Consider the following 18914-nt stretch of genomic DNA (forward strand, 5'->3'; position numbering starts at 1 on the left):
GGGCCGCCCGTTCCGGAGGGCGGGGCGGTCGTCCGGGGGCCGGGACCGTTGCTGCTCGGCGTGCGGCACCACGGACCCGGGTCGGCGCGGGCCGTGCGGTCGGCGCTGGAGGCGGCAGCACCCCGGGTCGTGCTGATCGAGGGGCCGCCCGAGGCGGACGAACTCCTCCCGCTGGCCGCCGAGAAGGACATGCGGCCCCCGGTGGCGCTGCTCGCCCACGTCGTCGACGAGCCCGGTCGTTCGGCCTTCTGGCCGCTGGCCGAGTTCTCACCGGAGTGGGTGGCGATCCAGTGGGCTCTGGAACACGGGGTGGAGGCCCGTTTCATCGACCTCCCGGCCTCCCACACCCTGGCCTGGGGGAGAGACGAGGAGAACGAGACGGACCCCGACCGGGACGGGCCGGTGAGCGCGCCGTCCGACACCCCGCCCCCGGCCGGGAACCCCGGTACCCCCGGCCCCGGAGGTGACCGGGCGCCGGAGGCGGACCGTGTCACCGCGGTGGATCCCGGCGCGTCCGGAGCTCCCGGTGCCCCGGACGCCCCCGGCACGGCGCGGGCCCCCGATTCCCCGGGTGATCCCGGACGGCCCGACACGGCCGGTGGTCCCGGCCGGTCCGTCGACGCGTCCGCCGTGCGGATCGACCCCCTCGCCGTGCTCGCCGAGACCGCCGGCTACGACGACCCGGAGCGCTGGTGGGAGGACGTGGTCGAGCACCGGGCCGGTGCGGCGGACGACCCGTTCACGCCGTTCACCGTGCTGGAGGAGGCCATGGGGTCGCTGCGTGAGGTGTACGGGGTCGGCGGACACGACCGGGACCTCGTGCGCGAGGCGTACATGCGGCTCCAGCTCCGGTCCGCACAGCGGGAGTTCGGGGACGACGTGGCCGTCGTGTGCGGGGCCTGGCACGTCCCCGCCCTGCGCCGGCGGGCCGCGGTCGGCGCCGACCGGGCACTCCTCAAAGGGCTGCCCAAGGCCAAGGTCCAGCTCACCTGGGTGCCCTGGACCCACCGCCGGCTGTCCCGCGCCAGCGGGTACGGAGCGGGCATCGACTCGCCGGGCTGGTACGGACATCTGTTCAGCGCCCCCGACCGCCCGGTCGAGCGGTGGATGACCAAGGTGGCCAGGCTGCTGCGCGACGAGGACCGGGGCGTGTCGTCGGCCCACGTCATCGAGGCCGTGCGCCTGGCCGGCACCCTCGCCGCGATGCGCGGCCGCCCGCTGCCGGGACTGACCGAGACCACCGACGCCGTCCGCGCCGTGATGTGCGAGGGCTCGGACGTCCCCCTGGACCTGGTGCGCGACCGGCTCGTGGTCGGCGAGGTGCTCGGTGAGGTGCCGGAATCCGCCCCGGCGGTGCCGTTGCAGCGGGACCTCACGCGGTCGCAGCGGCGACTGCGGCTCAAGCCCGAGGCGCTGGAGCGGGAGATGGAGCTCGACCTGCGCAAGGAGACCGACGCGGGACGCAGCACCCTGCTGCACCGGCTGCGGCTCCTGGGCATCGCGTGGGGCGAGCCCGCGGCGTCCCGCGGCAGCACGGGCACCTTCCGGGAGACCTGGCGGCTCCGCTGGGAGCCCGAGCTGTCCGTGCGGGTCGCCGAGGCCGGTGTGTGGGGCACGACCGTCGTGTCCGCGGCGACGGCCAAGGCCGAGGCGGACGCCGTCGGCGCGCCGTCACTGGCGGATGTCACGGCCCTCGCCGAGCGCTGCCTCCTCGCCGAGCTCACGGACGCGCTGCCCGTGGTGATGCGGGTGCTCGCCGACCGCGCCGCCCTCGACACGGACGTGGGCCACCTCGCGCAGGCCCTGCCCGCGCTCGTCCGTTCCCTGCGCTACGGCGACGTGCGCGGCACGGACACCCACGCCCTCTCCGAGGTCGCGGCCGGTCTCGCCGAACGCGTCTTCGTCGGCCTCCCGCCGGCCTGCGCCTCCCTCGACAGCGACGCCGCCGAGGAGATGCGAGGCCACCTCGACGCCGTGCACGGGGCGGTGGGGCTGCTGGGGGAGGCGGCCTCGGGGACCGGTGGGCCCTCGGGGATCCGCGGGCGCTGGCACTCCGTACTACGGGTGCTCGCCGCGCGGGACACCGTGCCCGGGGTGGTCAGAGGCCGGGCTGTCCGCCTGCTCCTGGACGAAGGGGAGCTGGCGCAGGAGGAGGCCGCCCGGCTCATGGGTCTCGTGCTGTCGCCGGGCACGGAGCCCGCGGACGGGGCCGCGTGGATCGAGGGATTCGTCGGGGGCGGCTCCGGCGGCATGCTCCTCGTGCACGACGAGCGGCTGCTCGGGCTGGTGGACACCTGGCTGACCGGGGTGCCCGCCGACGCGTTCACCGATGTGCTGCCGCTGCTGCGCCGGACGTTCTCGGCGTACGAGACGGGGGTGCGCAGGACCCTGGGCGAGCTCGTCCGGCGTGGCCCGGCGCCTCGGGCACGCGCGGAGGCCACCGGTGCCGGCTCCGGCATCCCGGGGTTCGCCCCCGACCTCGACACCGGGCGCGCCGATGCCGTGCTGCCGCTGCTGAGCCTGCTGCTGGGGCTCGCCGATCCCGACACCGGCGCCGATCCCGATCCCGACACCGGCACCGACGGCGACACCGGCACGGACAAAGACACCGGCACCGGCACCGACATCGACATCGATCTTGTGAGGGTGGCTCCATGAGCGAGGTGGTCTTGAGTGCCGTGGACGAGCGGCTGCGGCGCTGGCGCCTGGTGCTCGGCGGCGACGAGGCGGACGGCACCGGATGCGTGCTCTCCGGCCGGGACGCCGCCATGGACGGGGCGCTGGGCGCGCTCTACGGGAAGGGGAGCGGGGGACGGCCGGGACGGGACCGCTCGGCGGGGCTCGGGGCCTCGGCGCCGTCGGTCGCGCGCTGGCTCGGCGACATCCGGACCTACTTCCCCTCCTCCGTCGTCCAGGTGATGCAACGGGACGCCATCGACCGGCTCGGGCTCTCCGCCCTGCTCCTGGAGCCCGAGATGCTGGAGGCGGTGGAGGCCGACGTGCACCTGGTGGGCACCCTCCTCTCCCTCAACAAAGCCATGCCGGAGACGACCAAGGAGACCGCGCGGGCCGTCGTGCGCAAGGTCGTGGAGGACCTGGAGAAGAAGCTCGCCACCCGCACCCGGGCCACGCTCACCGGCGCCCTCGACCGCAGCGCCCGGATCAGCAGACCCCGCCACCACGACATCGACTGGAACCGCACGATCGCGGCCAACCTGAAGCACTACCTGCCCGAGTACCGCACGGTCGTGCCCGAGCGGCTGATCGGCTACGGGCGGGCCTCGCAGTCCGTGAAGAAGGAGGTCATCCTCTGCATCGACCAGTCGGGGTCGATGGCGGCGTCGGTCGTCTACGCCTCCGTGTTCGGGGCCGTGCTGGCGTCGATGCGCTCCATCGCCACCCGGCTCGTCGTCTTCGACACGGCCGTCGTCGACCTCACCGACCAGCTCGACGACCCGGTCGACGTCCTCTTCGGCACCCAGCTCGGCGGCGGCACGGACATCAACCGGGCACTCGCCTACTGCCAGTCGCAGATCACCAGACCGGCCGACACGGTCGTCGTCCTCATCAGCGACCTCTACGAAGGGGGGATCCGCAACGAGATGCTGAAGCGGGTCGCGGCGATGAAGTCGTCGGGGGTGCAGTTCGTGACGCTGCTCGCGCTGTCCGACGAGGGGGCACCCGCGTACGACCGTGAGCACGCGGCGGCGCTCGCGGCGCTCGACGCGCCGGCGTTCGCCTGCACACCCGATCTGTTCCCCGAGGTGATGGCGGCGGCGATCGAGAAGCGGCCGCTGCCGATCCCGGACACGAGGTGAGAGTGTTCCGTCCTGATCACGGATGACCGGTTCCGGGTGGTTCGGCAGACCCGGACGGCGGAAGGCCGGCGGATCCACCCGACCGGGCTCCCGCGCCCCCGCCGACCGGCCCGCCGCGGGAGCGCCGGGGGCCGCGCGAGGCTCTCAGTGGCTGCTCACAGGGGCCTCACGGGGTGATCCCCGGCCAGGTGAGGACCGGTCCGGGGCCCGTTCTGTGACAGGTATCACCGCTGTGGTGTGAGCTGCGATTTAGGGTCCCGTGCCCCACGGCGATAACCTGCGAGACGGACATGCCGCGCGCTCGGACACCGTGTGCGCCACCCTTGTGACAGCGGACGTCACGTTGCCCTTCGCGGCACGCCCACGCATCCAACGAACCGCGAGATCACTGATAGGGACGGACGCGCGTGGACCTGTTCGAGTACCAGGCGAGGGACCTCTTCGCCAAGCACGGTGTACCGGTGCTGGCCGGTGAAGTCATTGACACGCCTGAGGCAGCCCGCGAGGCGACCGAGCGTCTTGGCGGCAAGTCCGTCGTCAAGGCCCAGGTGAAGGTCGGTGGCCGCGGCAAGGCCGGCGGCGTCAAGCTCGCCGCCACCCCGGACGAGGCCGTCGCCCGCGCGACGGACATCCTCGGCATGGACATCAAGGGCCACACGGTCCACAAGGTGATGATCGCCGAGACCGCGCCCGAGATCGTCGAGGAGTATTACGTCTCGTACCTCCTCGACCGCACCAACCGCACCTTCCTCGCCATGGCGTCCGTCCAGGGCGGCGTGGAGATCGAGGTCGTCGCGGAGGAGAACCCCGACGCCCTCGCGAAGGTGCCGGTCGACGCCAACGAAGGCGTGTCGATCGAGAAGGCCCGCGAGATCGTCGCCCAGGCGAAGTTCCCGGCCGAGGTCGCCGACCAGGTGGCCGACATCCTGGTGACGCTGTGGGACACCTTCATCAAGGAGGACGCCCTCCTCGTCGAGGTGAACCCGCTCGCCAAGGTCGCCTCCGGCAAGGTCATCGCCCTGGACGGCAAGGTGTCGCTGGACGAGAACGCCGAGTTCCGTCAGCCCGACCACGAGGCGCTCGTCGACCACGCGGCCGCCAACCCCCTCGAGGCGGCCGCCAAGGCCAAGAACCTCAACTACGTCAAGCTCGACGGCGAGGTCGGCATCATCGGCAACGGCGCGGGTCTCGTCATGAGCACCCTCGACGTCGTCGCGTACGCCGGTGAGAACCACGGTGGCGTCAAGCCCGCCAACTTCCTCGACATCGGCGGCGGCGCCTCCGCCGCGGTCATGGCGAACGGCCTGGAGATCATCCTCGGCGACCCGGACGTCAAGTCCGTCTTCGTCAACGTCTTCGGCGGCATCACCGCCTGTGACGAGGTCGCCAACGGCATCGTCCAGGCGCTCCAGCTCCTCGCCGACAAGGGCGAGGCCGTCACGAAGCCGCTGGTCGTGCGTCTCGACGGCAACAACGCCGAGCTGGGTCGCAAGATCCTGTCGGACGCCAACCACCCGCTGGTCCAGCGCGTGGACACCATGGACGGCGCGGCCGACAAGGCCGCCGAGCTCGCGGCTGCGAAGTAAGGGACGAGGGACTAAACAGCCATGGCTATTTTCCTCAACAAGGACTCCAAGGTCATCGTCCAGGGCATGACCGGTGCCACGGGTATGAAGCACACCAAGCTCATGCTTGCGGACGGGACGAACATCGTCGGTGGCGTGAACCCGCGCAAGGCGGGCACCTCCGTCGACATCGACGGCAACGACATCCCCGTCTTCGGCACGGTCGCCGAGGCGATCGAGAAGACGGGCGCCAACGTGTCCGTCCTCTTCGTGCCGCCGGCCTTCGCCAAGGCCGCCGTGGTCGAGGCGATCGACGCGGAGATCCCCCTCGCGGTCGTCATCACCGAGGGCATCGCCGTCCACGACTCCGCCGCCTTCTGGGCGTACGCGAAGTCGAAGGGCAACAAGACCCGCATCATCGGCCCGAACTGCCCCGGTCTCATCACCCCGGGCCAGTCCAACGCCGGCATCATCCCGGGCGACATCACGAAGCCGGGCCGCATCGGCCTGGTCTCGAAGTCCGGCACGCTGACGTACCAGATGATGTACGAGCTCCGTGACATCGGCTTCTCGTCCGCCGTCGGCATCGGTGGCGACCCGGTCATCGGTACGACGCACATCGACGCGCTCGCCGCGTTCGAGGCCGACCCCGACACCGACCTGATCGTCATGATCGGCGAGATCGGCGGCGACGCCGAGGAGCGTGCGGCGGACTTCATCGCGAAGAACGTGACGAAGCCGGTCGTCGGCTACGTCGCCGGCTTCACCGCGCCCGAGGGCAAGACCATGGGCCACGCCGGCGCCATCGTCTCCGGCTCCTCCGGCACGGCCGCCGCCAAGAAGGAGGCCCTCGAGGCCGCGGGCGTCAAGGTCGGCAAGACGCCGACCGAGACGGCCAAGCTCGCGCGCGAGATCCTCGCGGGCTGAGCCGACGCTCGATCCAACGCCGGTGGGCCCGCACCCTTTTCTGGGGTGCGGGCCCACCGGCGTTCCGTATCACCGGCGTCCGGCCTGCCGGCGTTCCGCGACACGCACGTCACGCACCTCACGCACGTCACGCGTGTCACCCGCGATCCGAGTCAGCGGTTCTCCGGGATCAGCCGCTCCGGGCCGTTCATCTCCTGGGACCGCAGCCGGGCGCGCAGCCGCAGCTCCGCCGCGGACAGCGGCCCGGGGGCGGCCTTGGGCGGCAGGCCGCGGATGGTCTCCGGCGGCGCGAGGGGTTCCTCGTAGTGGTCCGGGGCCGTGCCCAGCGCCAGGGCGGTCACCCCGATCAGCAGGACCGTGAAGGCGATGGCCGCCCGCGTCCACTGCTGGGCCCGGCGCTCGCCGTACCAGCGGACAGTCCGGGGCTTCGTCGCCCGCAGCCGCTCCGCGCTCGCGAGTTCGGTGAGCCGCCGGTGCAGGTCCTCCGGGGACGCCAGCTCCGGCAGCCGTTCGGCGACGGCCTCGCGCGCGTGCAGCACCCGGTTGGCCGCCGCCGGCGTGCTCGCCTCCGTCTCGGCCGCGGTCTCCGGCAGCCCGAGCCCCACGCCGTCGTACAGCAGCAGGGTGCGCCGGTACGCCGGCGGCAGTTCGAGGAGTACGTCGAGCAGGGCGCGGTCGGCCGCGTCGGCGGGCGGTGCCTCCGGATGACGGTAGCGGGGGCGGAGCCGGTGCCAGGGGGAGAGCGCGTACTCGTACGCGGTGGCGCGCACCCATCCGGCCGGATCCCGGTCCACGGCCACCTCGGGCCAGCGGTACCAGGCCTGCTGGAACGCCCGTTCCACGGACTCGCGGGCCAGTTCGCGCCGCCCGGTCAGCAGATAGGTCTGTCGTACGAGGGCGGGGGCGCAGAACGCGTAGAGCGCGTCGAAGGCCTGAGCGGGCGTCAGTGAGGGCTCCGAGAGCCCGGCGTGCGCGTCCTCGACGAGCCACTCCTCGGTGGGCACCCCTTCGGCGAGCCGCCCCTCGGCCCGCTTCCGGCCCGGTCGCTCCCCGACTCGGACGGAGCGCTTCCTTCCCGTACCGGACCGGGCTTCGCGGCTCGTCCCCGCGCCCACCAGTCCGGAGCTGATGACCTCCTGAGGGACGGTCACCTCCGTCCGGGCGGCGGACGGATCGGCCGTGAGCAGCCTCGCGTACTCCTCCCGCACACGGCCGCGCGGGGCCGAACGACCGGTCTCCCACGAGCGCACCGTCGACCGGCTGACGCCGAGTCGGGTGGCCACGTCGGTCTGGGTCAACGACCGGCCCTCGCGCAGACGGCGGCGCTCCTTGGGCGCCGGCAGCGGGGTGGCGGGACTCTGTGTCAGGTCGGGTTCCACAGAACGCCCCTTCGTACGAAAAAGTACATAACTGCATATTGAGCGACACATCCATGGTTCGCCTGTTACGACGAGAAAGCGCGTGTCGTTGGGAGCATGGGCGATGTGACCCAAATCACCGACCGCAGGCTCTCGTTGTCGCACCTGCTCACCCGGATGCGCGACCGTTCACCCGGACTGGCCGCGAGCCTCCTGGGCGGCGTCCTCGCCGCGGGGCTCGGGCTCGCCGCGTTCGCCCTCCTCGTCATCGTGCTGTGGATCAGCTCGCCCTACCCGGACAGCGGGCCGGACGGGGCGCTGCACGTCGCCGCCGGGCTCTGGCTGCTCGCGCACGGTGTGGAGCTGATCCGCACCGACACGCTCTCCGGCCTGCCGATGCCGGTGGGGGTGACACCGCTGCTCCTGCTCGCCCTCCCGGTGTGGCTGCTGCACCGGGCCGCACGCGAGGCGGCCGACGTCACGTCGGAGTCGTCGCCGCACATGGCGTGGGCCGGGGTCGTGGCCGGCTATCTGTCCGTCGGCTGGGCCGCCGCGGCGTACGCCGGGGGCGGGACGCTGCGTCCCTCCTGGGCCTGGGCGGCGATCTGCCTGCCGCTCCTCGCGGTGGTCGCCGCGGGGGCGGGGGTCTGGACGGCGTACGGCCGGCCGTGGGGGCCGGGCCCGTTCCGGGGCAGGCGGGCCGCGCAGGCGCGTCCGCGGACAGGGGGGCGTCCGGTATCGGCCGTACGCCGTCTCGTCGCCGCCGACGACCGGCTGCTCGGCGGTGCGGCGCGGGCCGCCGCGGCCGGGATCGCGGTCCTCGTCGCGGGCGGGGCCCTGCTCGTGACGGCGTCGCTCGTGTGGCACGGGGACACGGCCCACGCCTCGTTCGCGCGGCTCACCGGGGGGTGGTCGGGCCGGTTCGCCGTCCTGCTGCTGTGCCTGGTCCTGGCGCCGAACGCGGCCGTGTGGGGGGCGGCTTACGGGCTCGGTCCCGGCGTCGTCCTGAGCGCGGGTCATGTCGCCGGTCCGCTGACCGCGGCCGTCCCCGGGGCGTACGCGCCGACCGAGTTGCTCCCCGCGTTTCCGCTGCTCGCGGCACTGCCGCAGGCGGGGTCCGGGGCGCCGTCGCCCTGGCCGAGCGTGCTGGTGCCGCTGGCCGCCGGGGTGGCCGTGGCGTGGTTCGCGGTGAAGGCGGGGGCCGCGCGGGGAACCCCGGGCCGGGAGGAATGCTGGCCGCTCGGGCGGACGGTGGCCGCCGTCTCGATCGCCGCCGGATGGTGCGGTGTCGTGCTCGGTGTGCTCGCCGGGCTGGCCGGGGGGCCGCTCGGGGTCCGCGCCCTGGCCCATTTCGGGCCGGTGTGGTGGCAGGTGGGGCCCGCGACGGCGGTGTGGACGGCGGTCGTCGGGATTCCCGTGGCGGTCGGCGCGGTCGAGTGGCGGAGCCGGGGGCGGGCGGCCGCCGGGGGCGCGGGTGTCCGCCGGGGCGCGCGCGGGATCGGATGGGCTTCGTGGTGGCGGCCGCGCGCTTGGCTGCCGGGGCGCGGGGGCGTCTCCGCGATGCCGGTGCCGACGCCGGTTCCGTACCAGGGGCAGGCGTCCATGTCCGGCCAGGCGGACCCCACGGTGCCGGCGTCGGTCGTCGAGAGCTTCGATCCGTTCGAGGCGTACGACCCGTACGAGTCCTACGACCCCTTCGAGCCGTACGACCCGCTGCCCGGGGAATCTACGGGGGGCGGCCGGCACGGGGAAGCGTCGAGGGAGACCCGATGGGAGGCACTGAGGAAGGCTGGCGGGCCTCCGGAACCGGAGGACCCGGGTGGCCCCGAACACCCGGAGGACCCGGAGGACTCGGAGAGCATCGAAGGTCGCGGGGACTTGGCGGGCGACGGGAAGCGGCGAGGCCCGGACCACCGGAACGGACCGGGGAACGGGGAACTGGCCGACAGCCCCGAGGGGTAGGGACCCCGAACCGACGGCTGGCCCAAGGACCCCGCCTCGGACACCCCGGGGAGCGGCGGCTCGCCCCGCTGACCCGGGACGGCTTGACCTGCGGCGACCCTGCCGCCCGACGCCGGGCGGCAGGGTCGCCGTCGTCAGTTGTGGGTGCCCAGGATGCCGCGCAGATCCTTCGGGAGAAGGTCGTTGCAGGACTTCTTCGCGGCGGTCGTCAGGGCGTCGTTCGTGCAGGAGTAGTAGTCGCTGTAGACGAGGTGGGCGGTGAAGACCCCCGCGACCAGCACGATGGCCAGCGACGCGGTGACGATGCCGCTCACCGCGGCCGTCAGCTGCGGGCGGGCGTTCGGATCGGGGGCCGGGGCGTCGGGGTCCGGCGTACGCGATCTGGACCGCAGCGCGCTGCCGCCCCAGTACAGGGCGAGCGCGCCGAGCAGCAGCGCCACGTACGGCCAGCCGAAGAGGACGAAGAAGAACGCCCACATGCCGGAGAGCAGTGCGTAACGGGCGCGGCGCTGGGCCGGGTCCGTGGGGTCCCAGCGCATGCCTCCGCCGGGCGTCCCGCCGGGACCGCCCTCGGGCCCGCCCTGCCCCTGCGGGGCGCCCGGCCGGTCGCCGAAACCGCCACCGTCGGAGGGACCGGGCTGCCGGTCGCTCCACTGGCTGCCCCAGGGCGAGTGCCCGGAGCCCTGCTGTCCGCCCTCGTCGTTCCCGCCGGAGCCCTGTCCGTGCCGGCGCGGCTGCCAGGGCCGGTCGGGTGTCCCCTCCGGCGGCGGCGCGAACGGGTTGTCCTCCTGGCCGGAGGTCTGGCCGGACGGGGGAGTGCCGGGCGCGCCGGGTTCGCGCTCGCCCGAGGGGCCGCCGCTTCCGCCCGCGGAGCCGCCGCCGTTCCCGTCCGCGGAGCCGGGCCCGCCGGTGGAGCCGTCCTCGCCCGGCCTCGGCGGGGTGGACGAAGAGTGCCGCTCGCGCAGCAGGAGCGGAGGGAGTCGGAGACTGCGGTCCGGCATCAGGTGAGCGTCTTCCCCTTGGTGGTTCTGGCAGGCGGTGGGTCCACACATCATCGCGCTCGCGACGTGCGCCCCGGGCCGGTCCTCCCGGGCTGACGCCTCGGGCCGGTCCGCCCCGGACCCGTGCCCCGAGCTTCGCACTCCGGACTCGCGCCCCGAGTTTCGTGCCCCCGGACGCGCGTTCCGCATGTCTCCGGAACCCGTGCCACGGGTGGTGCCGGGGTCATGCCCCGGACGTTCGTTCTCGTCCCAGGTCAACGTCCCGCGCACACAGGGCGTTCCCTGTGCCGGAGGCCTTCCCGGGTGGATCCTCCCCAGACGCTACCTTCCGGCCTCGCCCCCGTCCCGTGGGGGCCGCCCGGTGTGCCGGTATCGTTGCTGACGGTCGGCCGCTTCGTAGACTTCCCCGTATCCCGGGGCGCGAAGCATTCGTACGACCGTACAAACGCTCCCCCGAGAAAGGGCCCCCTCGTGGCCAAGACCAAGCGCCTCGTCGTGCTGGTCTCCGGATCAGGTACGAATCTGCAGGCACTGCTCGACGCCGTCGCGGAGGCGGGCGCGGCGGCCTACGGGGCCGAGATCGTGGCCGTCGGTGCCGACCGGGACGACATCGAGGGGCTCGCCCGGGCCGAGCGTGCCGGGCTCCCGACCTTCGTGTGCAAGGTCAAGGACCACGGCAGCCGGGACGCCTGGGACCGGGCGCTCGCCGAGGCGACCGCCGCGTACGAGCCCGACCTCGTCGTGTCCGCCGGGTTCATGAAGATCGTGGGGAAGGAATTCCTCGCCCGCTTCGGCGGACGGTTCGTCAACACGCACCCCGCGCTGCTGCCCAGTTTTCCCGGAGCCCACGGCGTCCGTGACGCGCTCGCGTACGGAGCCCGGGTCACCGGCTGCACCGTCCACTTCGTCGACGACGGCGTCGACACCGGACCGATCATCGCCCAGGGCGTGGTCGAGGTCCGCAACGAGGACGACGAGAGCGCTCTGCACGAGCGCATCAAGGAAGTCGAGCGAAGGCTGCTCGTCGATGTCGTGGGGCGGCTCGCCCGCAACGGCTATCGCATTGAGGGACGAAAGGTAGTTATCCAGTGACCGCCGACAGCACAGTCACGGCCGAGAGCACCGAGGGCACCAAGCGGGTCATCCGGCGCGCGCTCGTCAGCGTGTACGACAAGACCGGTCTCGAAGAGCTGGCCCGTGGGCTGCACGCGGCCGGTGTCGAGCTCGTCTCCACCGGGTCCACCGCCGCGAGGATCGCCGCGGCCGGTGTGCCCGTCACCAAGGTGGAGGAGCTGACCGGCTTCCCCGAGTGCCTGGACGGCCGGGTCAAGACCCTGCACCCCAAGGTTCACGCCGGGATCCTCGCCGACCTGCGCCTGGAGAGCCACCGGCAGCAGCTCGCCGAGCTCGGCGTCGAGCCGTTCGACCTCGTCGTCGTCAACCTCTACCCGTTCCGGGAGACCGTCGCGTCCGGGGCCACCCCCGACGAGTGCGTCGAGCAGATCGACATCGGCGGCCCCTCGATGGTCCGCGCGGCCGCCAAGAACCACCCCTCGGTCGCCGTCGTCACCAGCCCCGGCCGTTACGGCGACGTCCTCACCGCCGTCGAGAGCGGCGGCTTCGACCTGCGCACCCGCAAGCGGCTCGCCGCCGAGGCCTTCCAGCACACGGCCGCGTACGACGTCGCCGTCGCCTCCTGGTTCGCCTCCTCGTACGCGCCGGTCGACGAGTCGCAGTTCCCCGACTTCCTCGGTGCCACCTGGGAGCGCGCGCACACCCTGCGCTACGGCGAGAACCCGCACCAGCCCGCCGCGCTCTACACCTCCGGCACGGGCGGCCTCGCCGAGGCCGAGCAGCTCCACGGCAAGGAGATGTCGTACAACAACTACACGGACACGGACGCCGCGCGCCGTGCCGCGTACGACCACGAGGACCCCTGCGTCGCGATCATCAAGCACGCCAACCCGTGCGGGATCGCCGTCGCGTCGAACGTCGCCGAGGCGCACCGCAAGGCGCACGCCTGTGACCCGCTGTCCGCGTTCGGCGGTGTGATCGCGGTCAACCGTCCGGTCACCAAGGAGATGGCCGAGCAGGTCGCGGAGATCTTCACCGAGGTCATCGTCGCGCCCGAGTACGAGGACGGCGCCCTCGAAGCCCTCGCCAAGAAGAAGAACATCCGTGTGCTGCGGGCCCACAACGCCCCGGCCGACCCGGTCGAGATCAAGCCCGTCGACGGTGGCGCGCTCCTCCAGGTCACCGACCGGCTCCAGGCCCCCGGGGACAACCCGGCGAGCTGGACGCTCGCGACCGGCGACGCCCTGAGCGAGGGCGAGCTCGACGAGCTGGCCTTCGCGTGGCGTGCCTGCCGTGCCGTGAAGTCCAACGCGATCCTGCTCGCCAAGGACGGCGCCTCGGTCGGCGTCGGCATGGGCCAGGTCAACCGTGTCGACTCCGCGAAGCTCGCGGTCGAGCGGGCCGGCGCCGAGCGCGCCCGCGGCTCCTACGCCGCCTCGGACGCGTTCTTCCCGTTCCCGGACGGCCTGGAGATCCTCGCCGACGCGGGCGTCAAGGCCGTGGTCCAGCCCGGCGGCTCCGTCCGCGACGAGCTGGTCGTGGAGGCCGCGAAGAAGGCCGGCATCACGATGTACTTCACCGGCACGCGGCACTTCTTCCACTGATCCCGCTGATCCAGTGGAAACGCGAGGGCCGTGTCCCCCCGGTCAGGGGTGGGACACGGCCCTCGGTGCGTACCGGACCTTCAGTACTCGGCGCGTACCCGGCCTTCAGTAGCGGGGGCGGTTGAACCACGCGACGCCGGACGGCGCGATCATCGCCGCCGCCATCACGCCGCCGAAGCCGATCCACAGCAGCGCCCAGACCAGCGCGGCGGAGGAGTTGGCGTTCGCCGCGGAGATCAGGACGAGGACGCCGAACAGGGAGCCCAGGATTCCGTACACCATGGTGGTGATCCGGATGCCCTGCCCACCTCTGGTGAACTTGACCCCCAGCGTGATCGAAAGACCCGCGAGAGCGAGGAAGAGCAGCGCGATCACGAGGATGATGCCGGCGGAGTCGTGGCCGAGGTCGGACAGGCCGTTGTCGCCGAAGGTGTCCTCGCCCGCGTTGGACGCGTCGTTGATGGTCGCGGCGCCGAAGATCGCGAAGATGCCGATCAGGATCTGGACGGCCGCCACGATGTAGAGCAGGACACGGGCGGTCGTCATCAGGCCCGGCATGGTCTGCGGCATCATGTTGCCGCCCGGGTAGCCGGGGTACGCGGGCTGCTGCGGGTAGCCGTAGCCCTGCGGGGGAACGTTCGGCGGGGCCTGCGGGTACCCGTAGCCGGGGGCACCCGGCGGGGCGGCGGGAGGCTGCTGCGGCGGCGGGCCGTAGGGGTTGTTCGGGTCGCCGAAACTCATGGCGGGTTTCCTCCGTTGCCTCTTGCGGGGACTACGCGCGGCACGGTTCGGAGGAATTTCTACAGAGCGGTCCGTCCCCCCGGTACTGCCCGCGACACTGTGTGTGCTCATCGTTCTTTAGCAGACTCTTACTTGTCCAGCGAACTTCCCTATGTGTTGTGCAAGTGCAACATCAGCGATCATGGTCGGATACGGGTCAATCGGGCGCTCTGCGGCTGTCGCGAGGCGGCCGGCAGGCCGGGGGAAGGCCGTTGTGGGGGTCGGGGCGGCCCCGGATTGGAACCTGGACCGCGTCATCCGGGAGGATGGGGCCATGACCGCCCAGATTCTCGATGGCAAGGCCACCGCAGCCGCGATCAAGTCCGACCTGACCGTCCGCGTGGCGGCCCTGAAGGAGAAGGGCGTCACGCCCGGCCTCGGGACGGTCCTGGTCGGGGACGACCCCGGAAGCCAGAAGTACGTCGCCGGCAAGCACCGCGACTGCGCCCAGGTCGGCATCGCCTCCATCCAGCGCGAACTGCCCGCGACCGCCACGCAGGAAGAGATCGAGGCGGTGGTCCGCGAGCTGAACGAGGACCCCGCCTGCACCGGCTACATCGTCCAGCTGCCGCTCCCCAAGGGCATCGACGAGAACCGCATCCTGGAACTGATGGACCCGGACAAGGACGCGGACGGCCTGCACCCGATGAACCTCGGGCGTCTCGTCCTCAACGAGCCCGCCCCGCTGCCCTGCACCCCCAACGGCGTCCTCACGCTCCTGCGCCGCTACGGCGTGGAGATCAAGGGTGCCGAGGTCGTGGTCGTCGGCCGCGGTGTGACCATCGGCCGCCCGATGCCGCTGCTGCTGACGCGGCGCAGCGAGAACGCCACGGTCACCCAGTGCCACACCGGCACCCGTGACCTCTCCGCGCACCTCAAGCGGGCCGACATCATCGTCGCCGCCGCCGGCTCCGCCCACCTCATCCGGGCCGAGGACGTGAAGCCGGGCGCCGCCGTCCTCGACGTCGGTGTCTCGCGCAGCGCCGAGGGCAAGATCGTCGGAGACGTCCACCCGGACGTCGCCGAGGTCGCCGCATGGATCTCCCCGAACCCGGGCGGTGTCGGCCCGATGACGCGGGCCCAGCTCCTCGTCAACGTGGTGGAAGCGGCGGAGCGCAGTGTCGGCTGACGGCAACACCCATTCGTCCGGGGCCGGCACGGGGCGTGCCGGCCGGGGGGCCTCCGCCGGGGTGCGGGCCGGGGCCGCCGAGGAGGCTGAGATCGGAGCCGGGGTGAAGACTGAGGCCGGGGCTGCGTCTGAGGCCGAGGCTGTGCCTGAGGCCGGAGCTGTGTCCGAGACCGGGGCTGTGTCCGAGGCTGAGGTTGCGCCTAGGGCCGGGGCTGAGGTTGTGCCTGAGGCCGGGGCAGCGTCCGAGGCTGAGGCTGTGTCCGAGGCTGAGGAAGTGACCGTTCGGGATGCCATCAGCGCTCCCGACGCCCAGGGCGAGCCGCGGCGCACCACGCGGCGCTTCCCGCTGTTCACGCGGGACACGGCCCGGCCCGAGGGCGGTGGCCGGGCCGCGCCCGGAGACGCCCCGGCGCCCGCGCGTCAGTGGCCCATCCTCACCGTGCTGTCCACCGTCGCGCTCGGCCTCTTGCTCACCGCGCTCGACGTGTTCCGCGTCGGCACGATCCTGATCGGTGTCGCGCTGCTCGCGGGCGCCGTGATGCGATGGACGCTGCCCAGCGTCGGCATGCTCGCGGTCCGCTCCCGCTTCACGGACATGGTCACCTACAGCGTCCTGGGCGTCGCCATCGTGGTGCTCGCGCTGATGGCCCAGCCCCAACCATGGCTGGAGATCCCGTTCCTCGACGACACCTTGCACTTCACGGTCCGCTGAACCGCGGCCGGCCCGCACGCGCCGGCCGGCCCGCCTCCGCGTACCGCTGGCCCGTCCTCTCCTTCGGGGAGGGCGGGCTCTGTCGTTCCCGGGAATGACGACGGCCCGTCCTCTCCCCCGAGTCAAGGACGGGCCGCGCTCGGGCGATTGTTCCGCCCGGGGTCAACCCTTGTGCACGGGAACGCGCTGTTCAACAGCTCTCAGCCCCCTGTGGCACGGAAGTGACCATTCCGGCACGGTGTGCGGGCCGTGTGACGGCAACCGTTCACCTCCGGTCGGGGTCGGCGGTCGGCGGGTGGAACACTGTTCCTACCAGGGGAAGTTGGGGGAAAGAATGCCTCGTCGGAAGGCTTTGTCGAGCGAACTCGATCCGCGGGTCGCCGAGTTCGTCGGACAGCTTCGGCTGCTCGTCGACCGGAGCGGGCTGGGCATCGCGGCCGTGGCCGACCGTACGGGGTACAGCCGGGCATCCTGGGAGCGCTATCTGTCCGCCGGGCTTCTCGCGCCCAAGGGAGCGGTTGTCGCGCTGGCCGAGGTGACCGGGGCCAGTCCTGTGCAGCTCGTGACGATGTGGGAGCAGGCCGAGCGGGTCTGGAGCCGTTCGGAGATGTTCGGGCCGGAGCCCGAGGATGCGCGGCCTGTTGGTGCCGGGGCCGGTGTCGGTGTCCGCTCGGGGGAGGGGGCCGCGTGGCGGATGCGGGGGCTTGCGCTGCCTCTCGCCGGTGTCGTGGGTGTCCTGGTCCTCGTCGCGGCCGCTGTTTATCTGACCCGGGGCGCGGGGGAAGGGGACGTGGCCGGTGCGTCGAAGAGGCCGGTGGCCTCCGTCAGTCCCCGGCCCGATCTGCCGCCCGGGGTCGGATGCGGTGGGGCCTCCTGTGCCGGGAAGGACCCCGAGACCATGGGCTGCGGCGGGCGGTTCGCCACGACGGTGACCAGCGTGACGGTGGGGGGCGCGTTGGTGGAGGTGCGGTACAGCGAGACGTGCGGGGCGGCTTGGGCTCGGGTCACGTCGGCCGGGGTGGGGGACCGGGTCGAGGTGTCGGCCGGGGCCGGGGGCTCGGCCTCGGCCTCGGCGAAGCAGACCGCTGTGGTGGGCACCGACGTCGATACGTACACGCCGATGGTCGCGGTGAAGGACGCCGGTGATGTGAGGGCTTGCGTGACGCTGAAGTCGGGGCAGGCGGGGTGCACGGCCTAGCGTCCGGTGGGTGGGTCGGGGCCGTGCCGGTGCATCAGCCCGTCGCCGTTGGGTGAGGCGTGGGCGTCGGTGGCGACGGGCATCGATGTACCGGCACGTCCCCGACGGCGCGCGGGCGACTGCGGGTGTGTCGTGGTGGCCGGTCCGCATTTCGGTCCCCGGCCAGGGACAGGTTTCATCCCCGGTCGGGGAAAGGTTTCAGCCCCTCCGGCGCTTGAGGGGTGGGGTCCGGGGCGGAGCCCCAGGGTGGGTCGGGTAGGGGCGGAGGGGGCGAAAAGAGGCTGTGGAGGGCCGGGGAAAACTTTGGGTTTGGGGGATTGAGATGGTTCTGAGGGGGCAGGCGGACCGTACCCCCACGGGATCCGGAGCTGTCGGGAAGGGGGGAGATCCCTTCCCGGAGCACCTGGTACCCCCTTTGGCGGTCGCCGAGTTCACCCTCTCCCGGACCCGGCGACCGCCTGCCCGGGGGATCCGCGACACATCTGTGGGCTGGGCCACACGCACCCTGACGCCCGGCGTCCCGGATGCGCGATAGCCTGACGGCGGATCTCTCTTGACGCCGAGAGATCGATCATCGGGACCTTTGATCGATCATTGCGGTGGTTGCAGGGGACGATCCTGCACCCGGGGCAGGGACGCCCCACCGCCTGCTGTCATACGGAGAACGCCATGACTCGCACTCCCGTGAACGTCACCGTCACCGGCGCGGCCGGCCAGATCGGTTACGCCCTGCTCTTCCGCATCGCCTCCGGCCAGTTGCTCGGCGCGGACGTGCCGGTCAAGCTGCGCCTCCTGGAGATCACGCCGGCGCTGAAGGCCGCCGAGGGCACCGCGATGGAGCTCGACGACTGCGCCTTCCCGCTTCTTCAGGGCATCGACATCACGGACGACCCGAACGTCGCCTTCGACGGCACCAACGTCGGTCTGCTCGTCGGCGCCCGCCCCCGTACCAAGGGCATGGAGCGCGGTGACCTGCTCTCGGCCAACGGTGGCATCTTCAAGCCGCAGGGCAAGGCGATCAACGACAACGCCGCGGACGACGTCAAGATCCTGGTCGTCGGCAACCCGGCGAACACCAACGCGCTGATCGCCCAGGCCGCCGCTCCGGACGTACCCGCCGAGCGCTTCACCGCCATGACCCGTCTGGACCACAACCGCGCGCTGACCCAGCTCGCGAAGAAGACGGGCACCACGGTCGCCGACATCAAGCGTCTGACCATCTGGGGCAACCACTCCGCCACCCAGTACCCCGACATCTTCCACGCGTCGGTCGCCGGCAAGAACGCGGCCGAGGTCGTCAACGACGAGAAGTGGCTGGCGGAGGAGTTCATCCCGACCGTCGCCAAGCGTGGTGCGGCGATCATCGAGGCCCGTGGCGCGTCCTCGGCCGCCTCGGCCGCCAACGCCGCCATCGACCACGTCCACACCTGGGTCAACGGCACCGCCGAGGGCGACTGGACCTCCATGGGCATCCCGTCCGACGGTTCGTACGGTGTGCCGGAGGGCCTCATCTCCTCCTTCCCCGTCACGACGAAGGACGGCCAGTACGAGATCGTCCAGGGCCTGGACATCAACGAGTTCTCCCGCGCCCGCATCGACGCCTCCGTCAAGGAGCTCGAGGAGGAGCGCGAGGCGGTCCGTTCCCTCGGCCTGATCTGATCCGGCGCGAACCGGGCTGAACCGTAACGGCATTCGTCCGGATCGGCCCGGCGGCGTTCGTTCCGCCGCAGTACACGCGATGCCCGGGTGGTGCTCACCACCCGGGCATCGGTGCGTTCGGGCGGGG

14 protein-coding genes are annotated in these 18914 nt (G+C 72.4%); 11 read left to right on the forward strand and 3 right to left on the reverse strand.

Features of this window, described 5'->3' with window-relative positions:
* Nucleotides 1-48: 48 nt before the first annotated feature.
* The 4 genes from ACIQ7M_RS14680 to sucD all read left to right on the forward strand — a co-directional run bounded on the left by ACIQ7M_RS14680 (nt 49) and on the right by sucD (nt 6310).
* Nucleotides 49-2658, forward strand: coding sequence for a DUF5682 family protein (locus tag ACIQ7M_RS14680; protein WP_403644529.1), 2610 nt, complete (start codon nt 49-51; stop codon nt 2656-2658).
* The gene (locus ACIQ7M_RS14685; protein WP_403643725.1) at nt 2655-3818 is read left to right on the forward strand and encodes a VWA domain-containing protein; all 1164 of its coding nucleotides are present in this window, start codon (nt 2655-2657) and stop codon (nt 3816-3818) included. The genes ACIQ7M_RS14680 and ACIQ7M_RS14685 overlap by 4 nt, the downstream gene beginning before the upstream one ends.
* Before the next feature lie 407 nt (nt 3819-4225).
* The gene (gene sucC / locus ACIQ7M_RS14690; protein ID WP_355766744.1) at nt 4226-5404 is read left to right on the forward strand and encodes an ADP-forming succinate--CoA ligase subunit beta; all 1179 of its coding nucleotides are present in this window, start codon (nt 4226-4228) and stop codon (nt 5402-5404) included.
* Nucleotides 5405-5425: 21 nt separating this feature from the next.
* The gene (sucD, locus tag ACIQ7M_RS14695) at nt 5426-6310 is read left to right on the forward strand and encodes a succinate--CoA ligase subunit alpha (protein WP_355766747.1); all 885 of its coding nucleotides are present in this window, start codon (nt 5426-5428) and stop codon (nt 6308-6310) included.
* 152 nt (nt 6311-6462) lie between these two features.
* Here sucD and ACIQ7M_RS14700 read toward each other — a convergent pair whose 3' ends face one another.
* Entirely contained in the window at nt 6463-7677 is a 1215-nt protein-coding gene (locus ACIQ7M_RS14700; RefSeq protein ID WP_403644532.1) for a helix-turn-helix domain-containing protein, read from the reverse strand.
* A gap of 108 nt (nt 7678-7785) precedes the next feature.
* Here ACIQ7M_RS14700 and ACIQ7M_RS14705 point away from each other — a divergent pair, with 108 nt between their 5' ends.
* The gene (locus ACIQ7M_RS14705) at nt 7786-9630 is read left to right on the forward strand and encodes a DUF6350 family protein (protein WP_403643728.1); all 1845 of its coding nucleotides are present in this window, start codon (nt 7786-7788) and stop codon (nt 9628-9630) included.
* Nucleotides 9631-9764: 134 nt separating this feature from the next.
* On the opposite strand, the gene ACIQ7M_RS14710 is transcribed toward ACIQ7M_RS14705, so the two are convergent.
* Nucleotides 9765-10631, reverse strand: a complete 867-nt coding sequence (locus tag ACIQ7M_RS14710) for a hypothetical protein (protein WP_389847843.1) — start codon at nt 10629-10631, stop codon at nt 9765-9767.
* A 471-nt stretch (nt 10632-11102) separates the two neighbouring features.
* On the opposite strand from ACIQ7M_RS14710, the gene purN reads away from it, so the two are divergent.
* Nucleotides 11103-11723 carry a phosphoribosylglycinamide formyltransferase gene (gene purN / locus ACIQ7M_RS14715; protein WP_355774444.1) on the forward strand — a complete coding sequence of 207 codons (621 nt, stop codon included), beginning with the start codon at nt 11103-11105 and terminating at the stop codon, nt 11721-11723.
* Complete coding sequence (gene purH, locus ACIQ7M_RS14720) at nt 11720-13309, forward strand: bifunctional phosphoribosylaminoimidazolecarboxamide formyltransferase/IMP cyclohydrolase (protein ID WP_355774441.1); 1590 nt, start codon at nt 11720-11722, stop codon at nt 13307-13309. The genes purN and purH overlap by 4 nt, the downstream gene beginning before the upstream one ends.
* A gap of 105 nt (nt 13310-13414) precedes the next feature.
* Here the strand turns inward: purH and ACIQ7M_RS14725 are convergent, their stop codons facing one another.
* Entirely contained in the window at nt 13415-14050 is a 636-nt protein-coding gene (locus ACIQ7M_RS14725) for a hypothetical protein (protein WP_355774438.1), read from the reverse strand.
* Nucleotides 14051-14363: 313 nt separating this feature from the next.
* Between ACIQ7M_RS14725 and ACIQ7M_RS14730 the strand changes: the two genes are divergently transcribed.
* The 4 genes from ACIQ7M_RS14730 to ACIQ7M_RS14745 all read left to right on the forward strand — a co-directional run bounded on the left by ACIQ7M_RS14730 (nt 14364) and on the right by ACIQ7M_RS14745 (nt 18787).
* Complete coding sequence (locus tag ACIQ7M_RS14730; protein WP_081218974.1) at nt 14364-15218, forward strand: bifunctional methylenetetrahydrofolate dehydrogenase/methenyltetrahydrofolate cyclohydrolase; 855 nt, start codon at nt 14364-14366, stop codon at nt 15216-15218.
* Between the two features lie 220 nt (nt 15219-15438).
* Nucleotides 15439-15930, forward strand: a complete 492-nt coding sequence (locus tag ACIQ7M_RS14735) for a DUF3017 domain-containing protein (protein WP_403643733.1) — start codon at nt 15439-15441, stop codon at nt 15928-15930.
* 334 nt (nt 15931-16264) lie between these two features.
* Nucleotides 16265-17128 carry a DUF2690 domain-containing protein gene (locus ACIQ7M_RS14740; protein ID WP_403643736.1) on the forward strand — a complete coding sequence of 288 codons (864 nt, stop codon included), beginning with the start codon at nt 16265-16267 and terminating at the stop codon, nt 17126-17128.
* A 669-nt stretch (nt 17129-17797) separates the two neighbouring features.
* Nucleotides 17798-18787, forward strand: a complete 990-nt coding sequence (locus ACIQ7M_RS14745; RefSeq protein WP_389850548.1) for a malate dehydrogenase — start codon at nt 17798-17800, stop codon at nt 18785-18787.
* Nucleotides 18788-18914 lie beyond the last annotated feature (127 nt).

Source organism: Streptomyces sp. NPDC096324, assembly GCF_044763015.1.
Classification (GTDB): domain Bacteria; phylum Actinomycetota; class Actinomycetes; order Streptomycetales; family Streptomycetaceae; genus Streptomyces.

Coding starts and splice junctions, on each gene's coding strand:
- ACIQ7M_RS14730 (WP_081218974.1), top strand. CDS start 14,364: ATGACCGCCCAGATTCTCGATGGCAAGGCCACCGCAGCCGCGATCAAG.
- ACIQ7M_RS14725 (WP_355774438.1), bottom strand. CDS start 14,050: ATGAGTTTCGGCGACCCGAACAACCCCTACGGCCCGCCGCCGCAGCAG.
- ACIQ7M_RS14710 (WP_389847843.1), bottom strand. CDS start 10,631: ATGCCGGACCGCAGTCTCCGACTCCCTCCGCTCCTGCTGCGCGAGCGG.
- ACIQ7M_RS14740 (WP_403643736.1), top strand. CDS start 16,265: ATGCCTCGTCGGAAGGCTTTGTCGAGCGAACTCGATCCGCGGGTCGCC.
- sucD (WP_355766747.1), top strand. CDS start 5,426: ATGGCTATTTTCCTCAACAAGGACTCCAAGGTCATCGTCCAGGGCATG.
- ACIQ7M_RS14705 (WP_403643728.1), top strand. CDS start 7,786: ATGGGCGATGTGACCCAAATCACCGACCGCAGGCTCTCGTTGTCGCAC.
- ACIQ7M_RS14745 (WP_389850548.1), top strand. CDS start 17,798: ATGACTCGCACTCCCGTGAACGTCACCGTCACCGGCGCGGCCGGCCAG.
- ACIQ7M_RS14685 (WP_403643725.1), top strand. CDS start 2,655: ATGAGCGAGGTGGTCTTGAGTGCCGTGGACGAGCGGCTGCGGCGCTGG.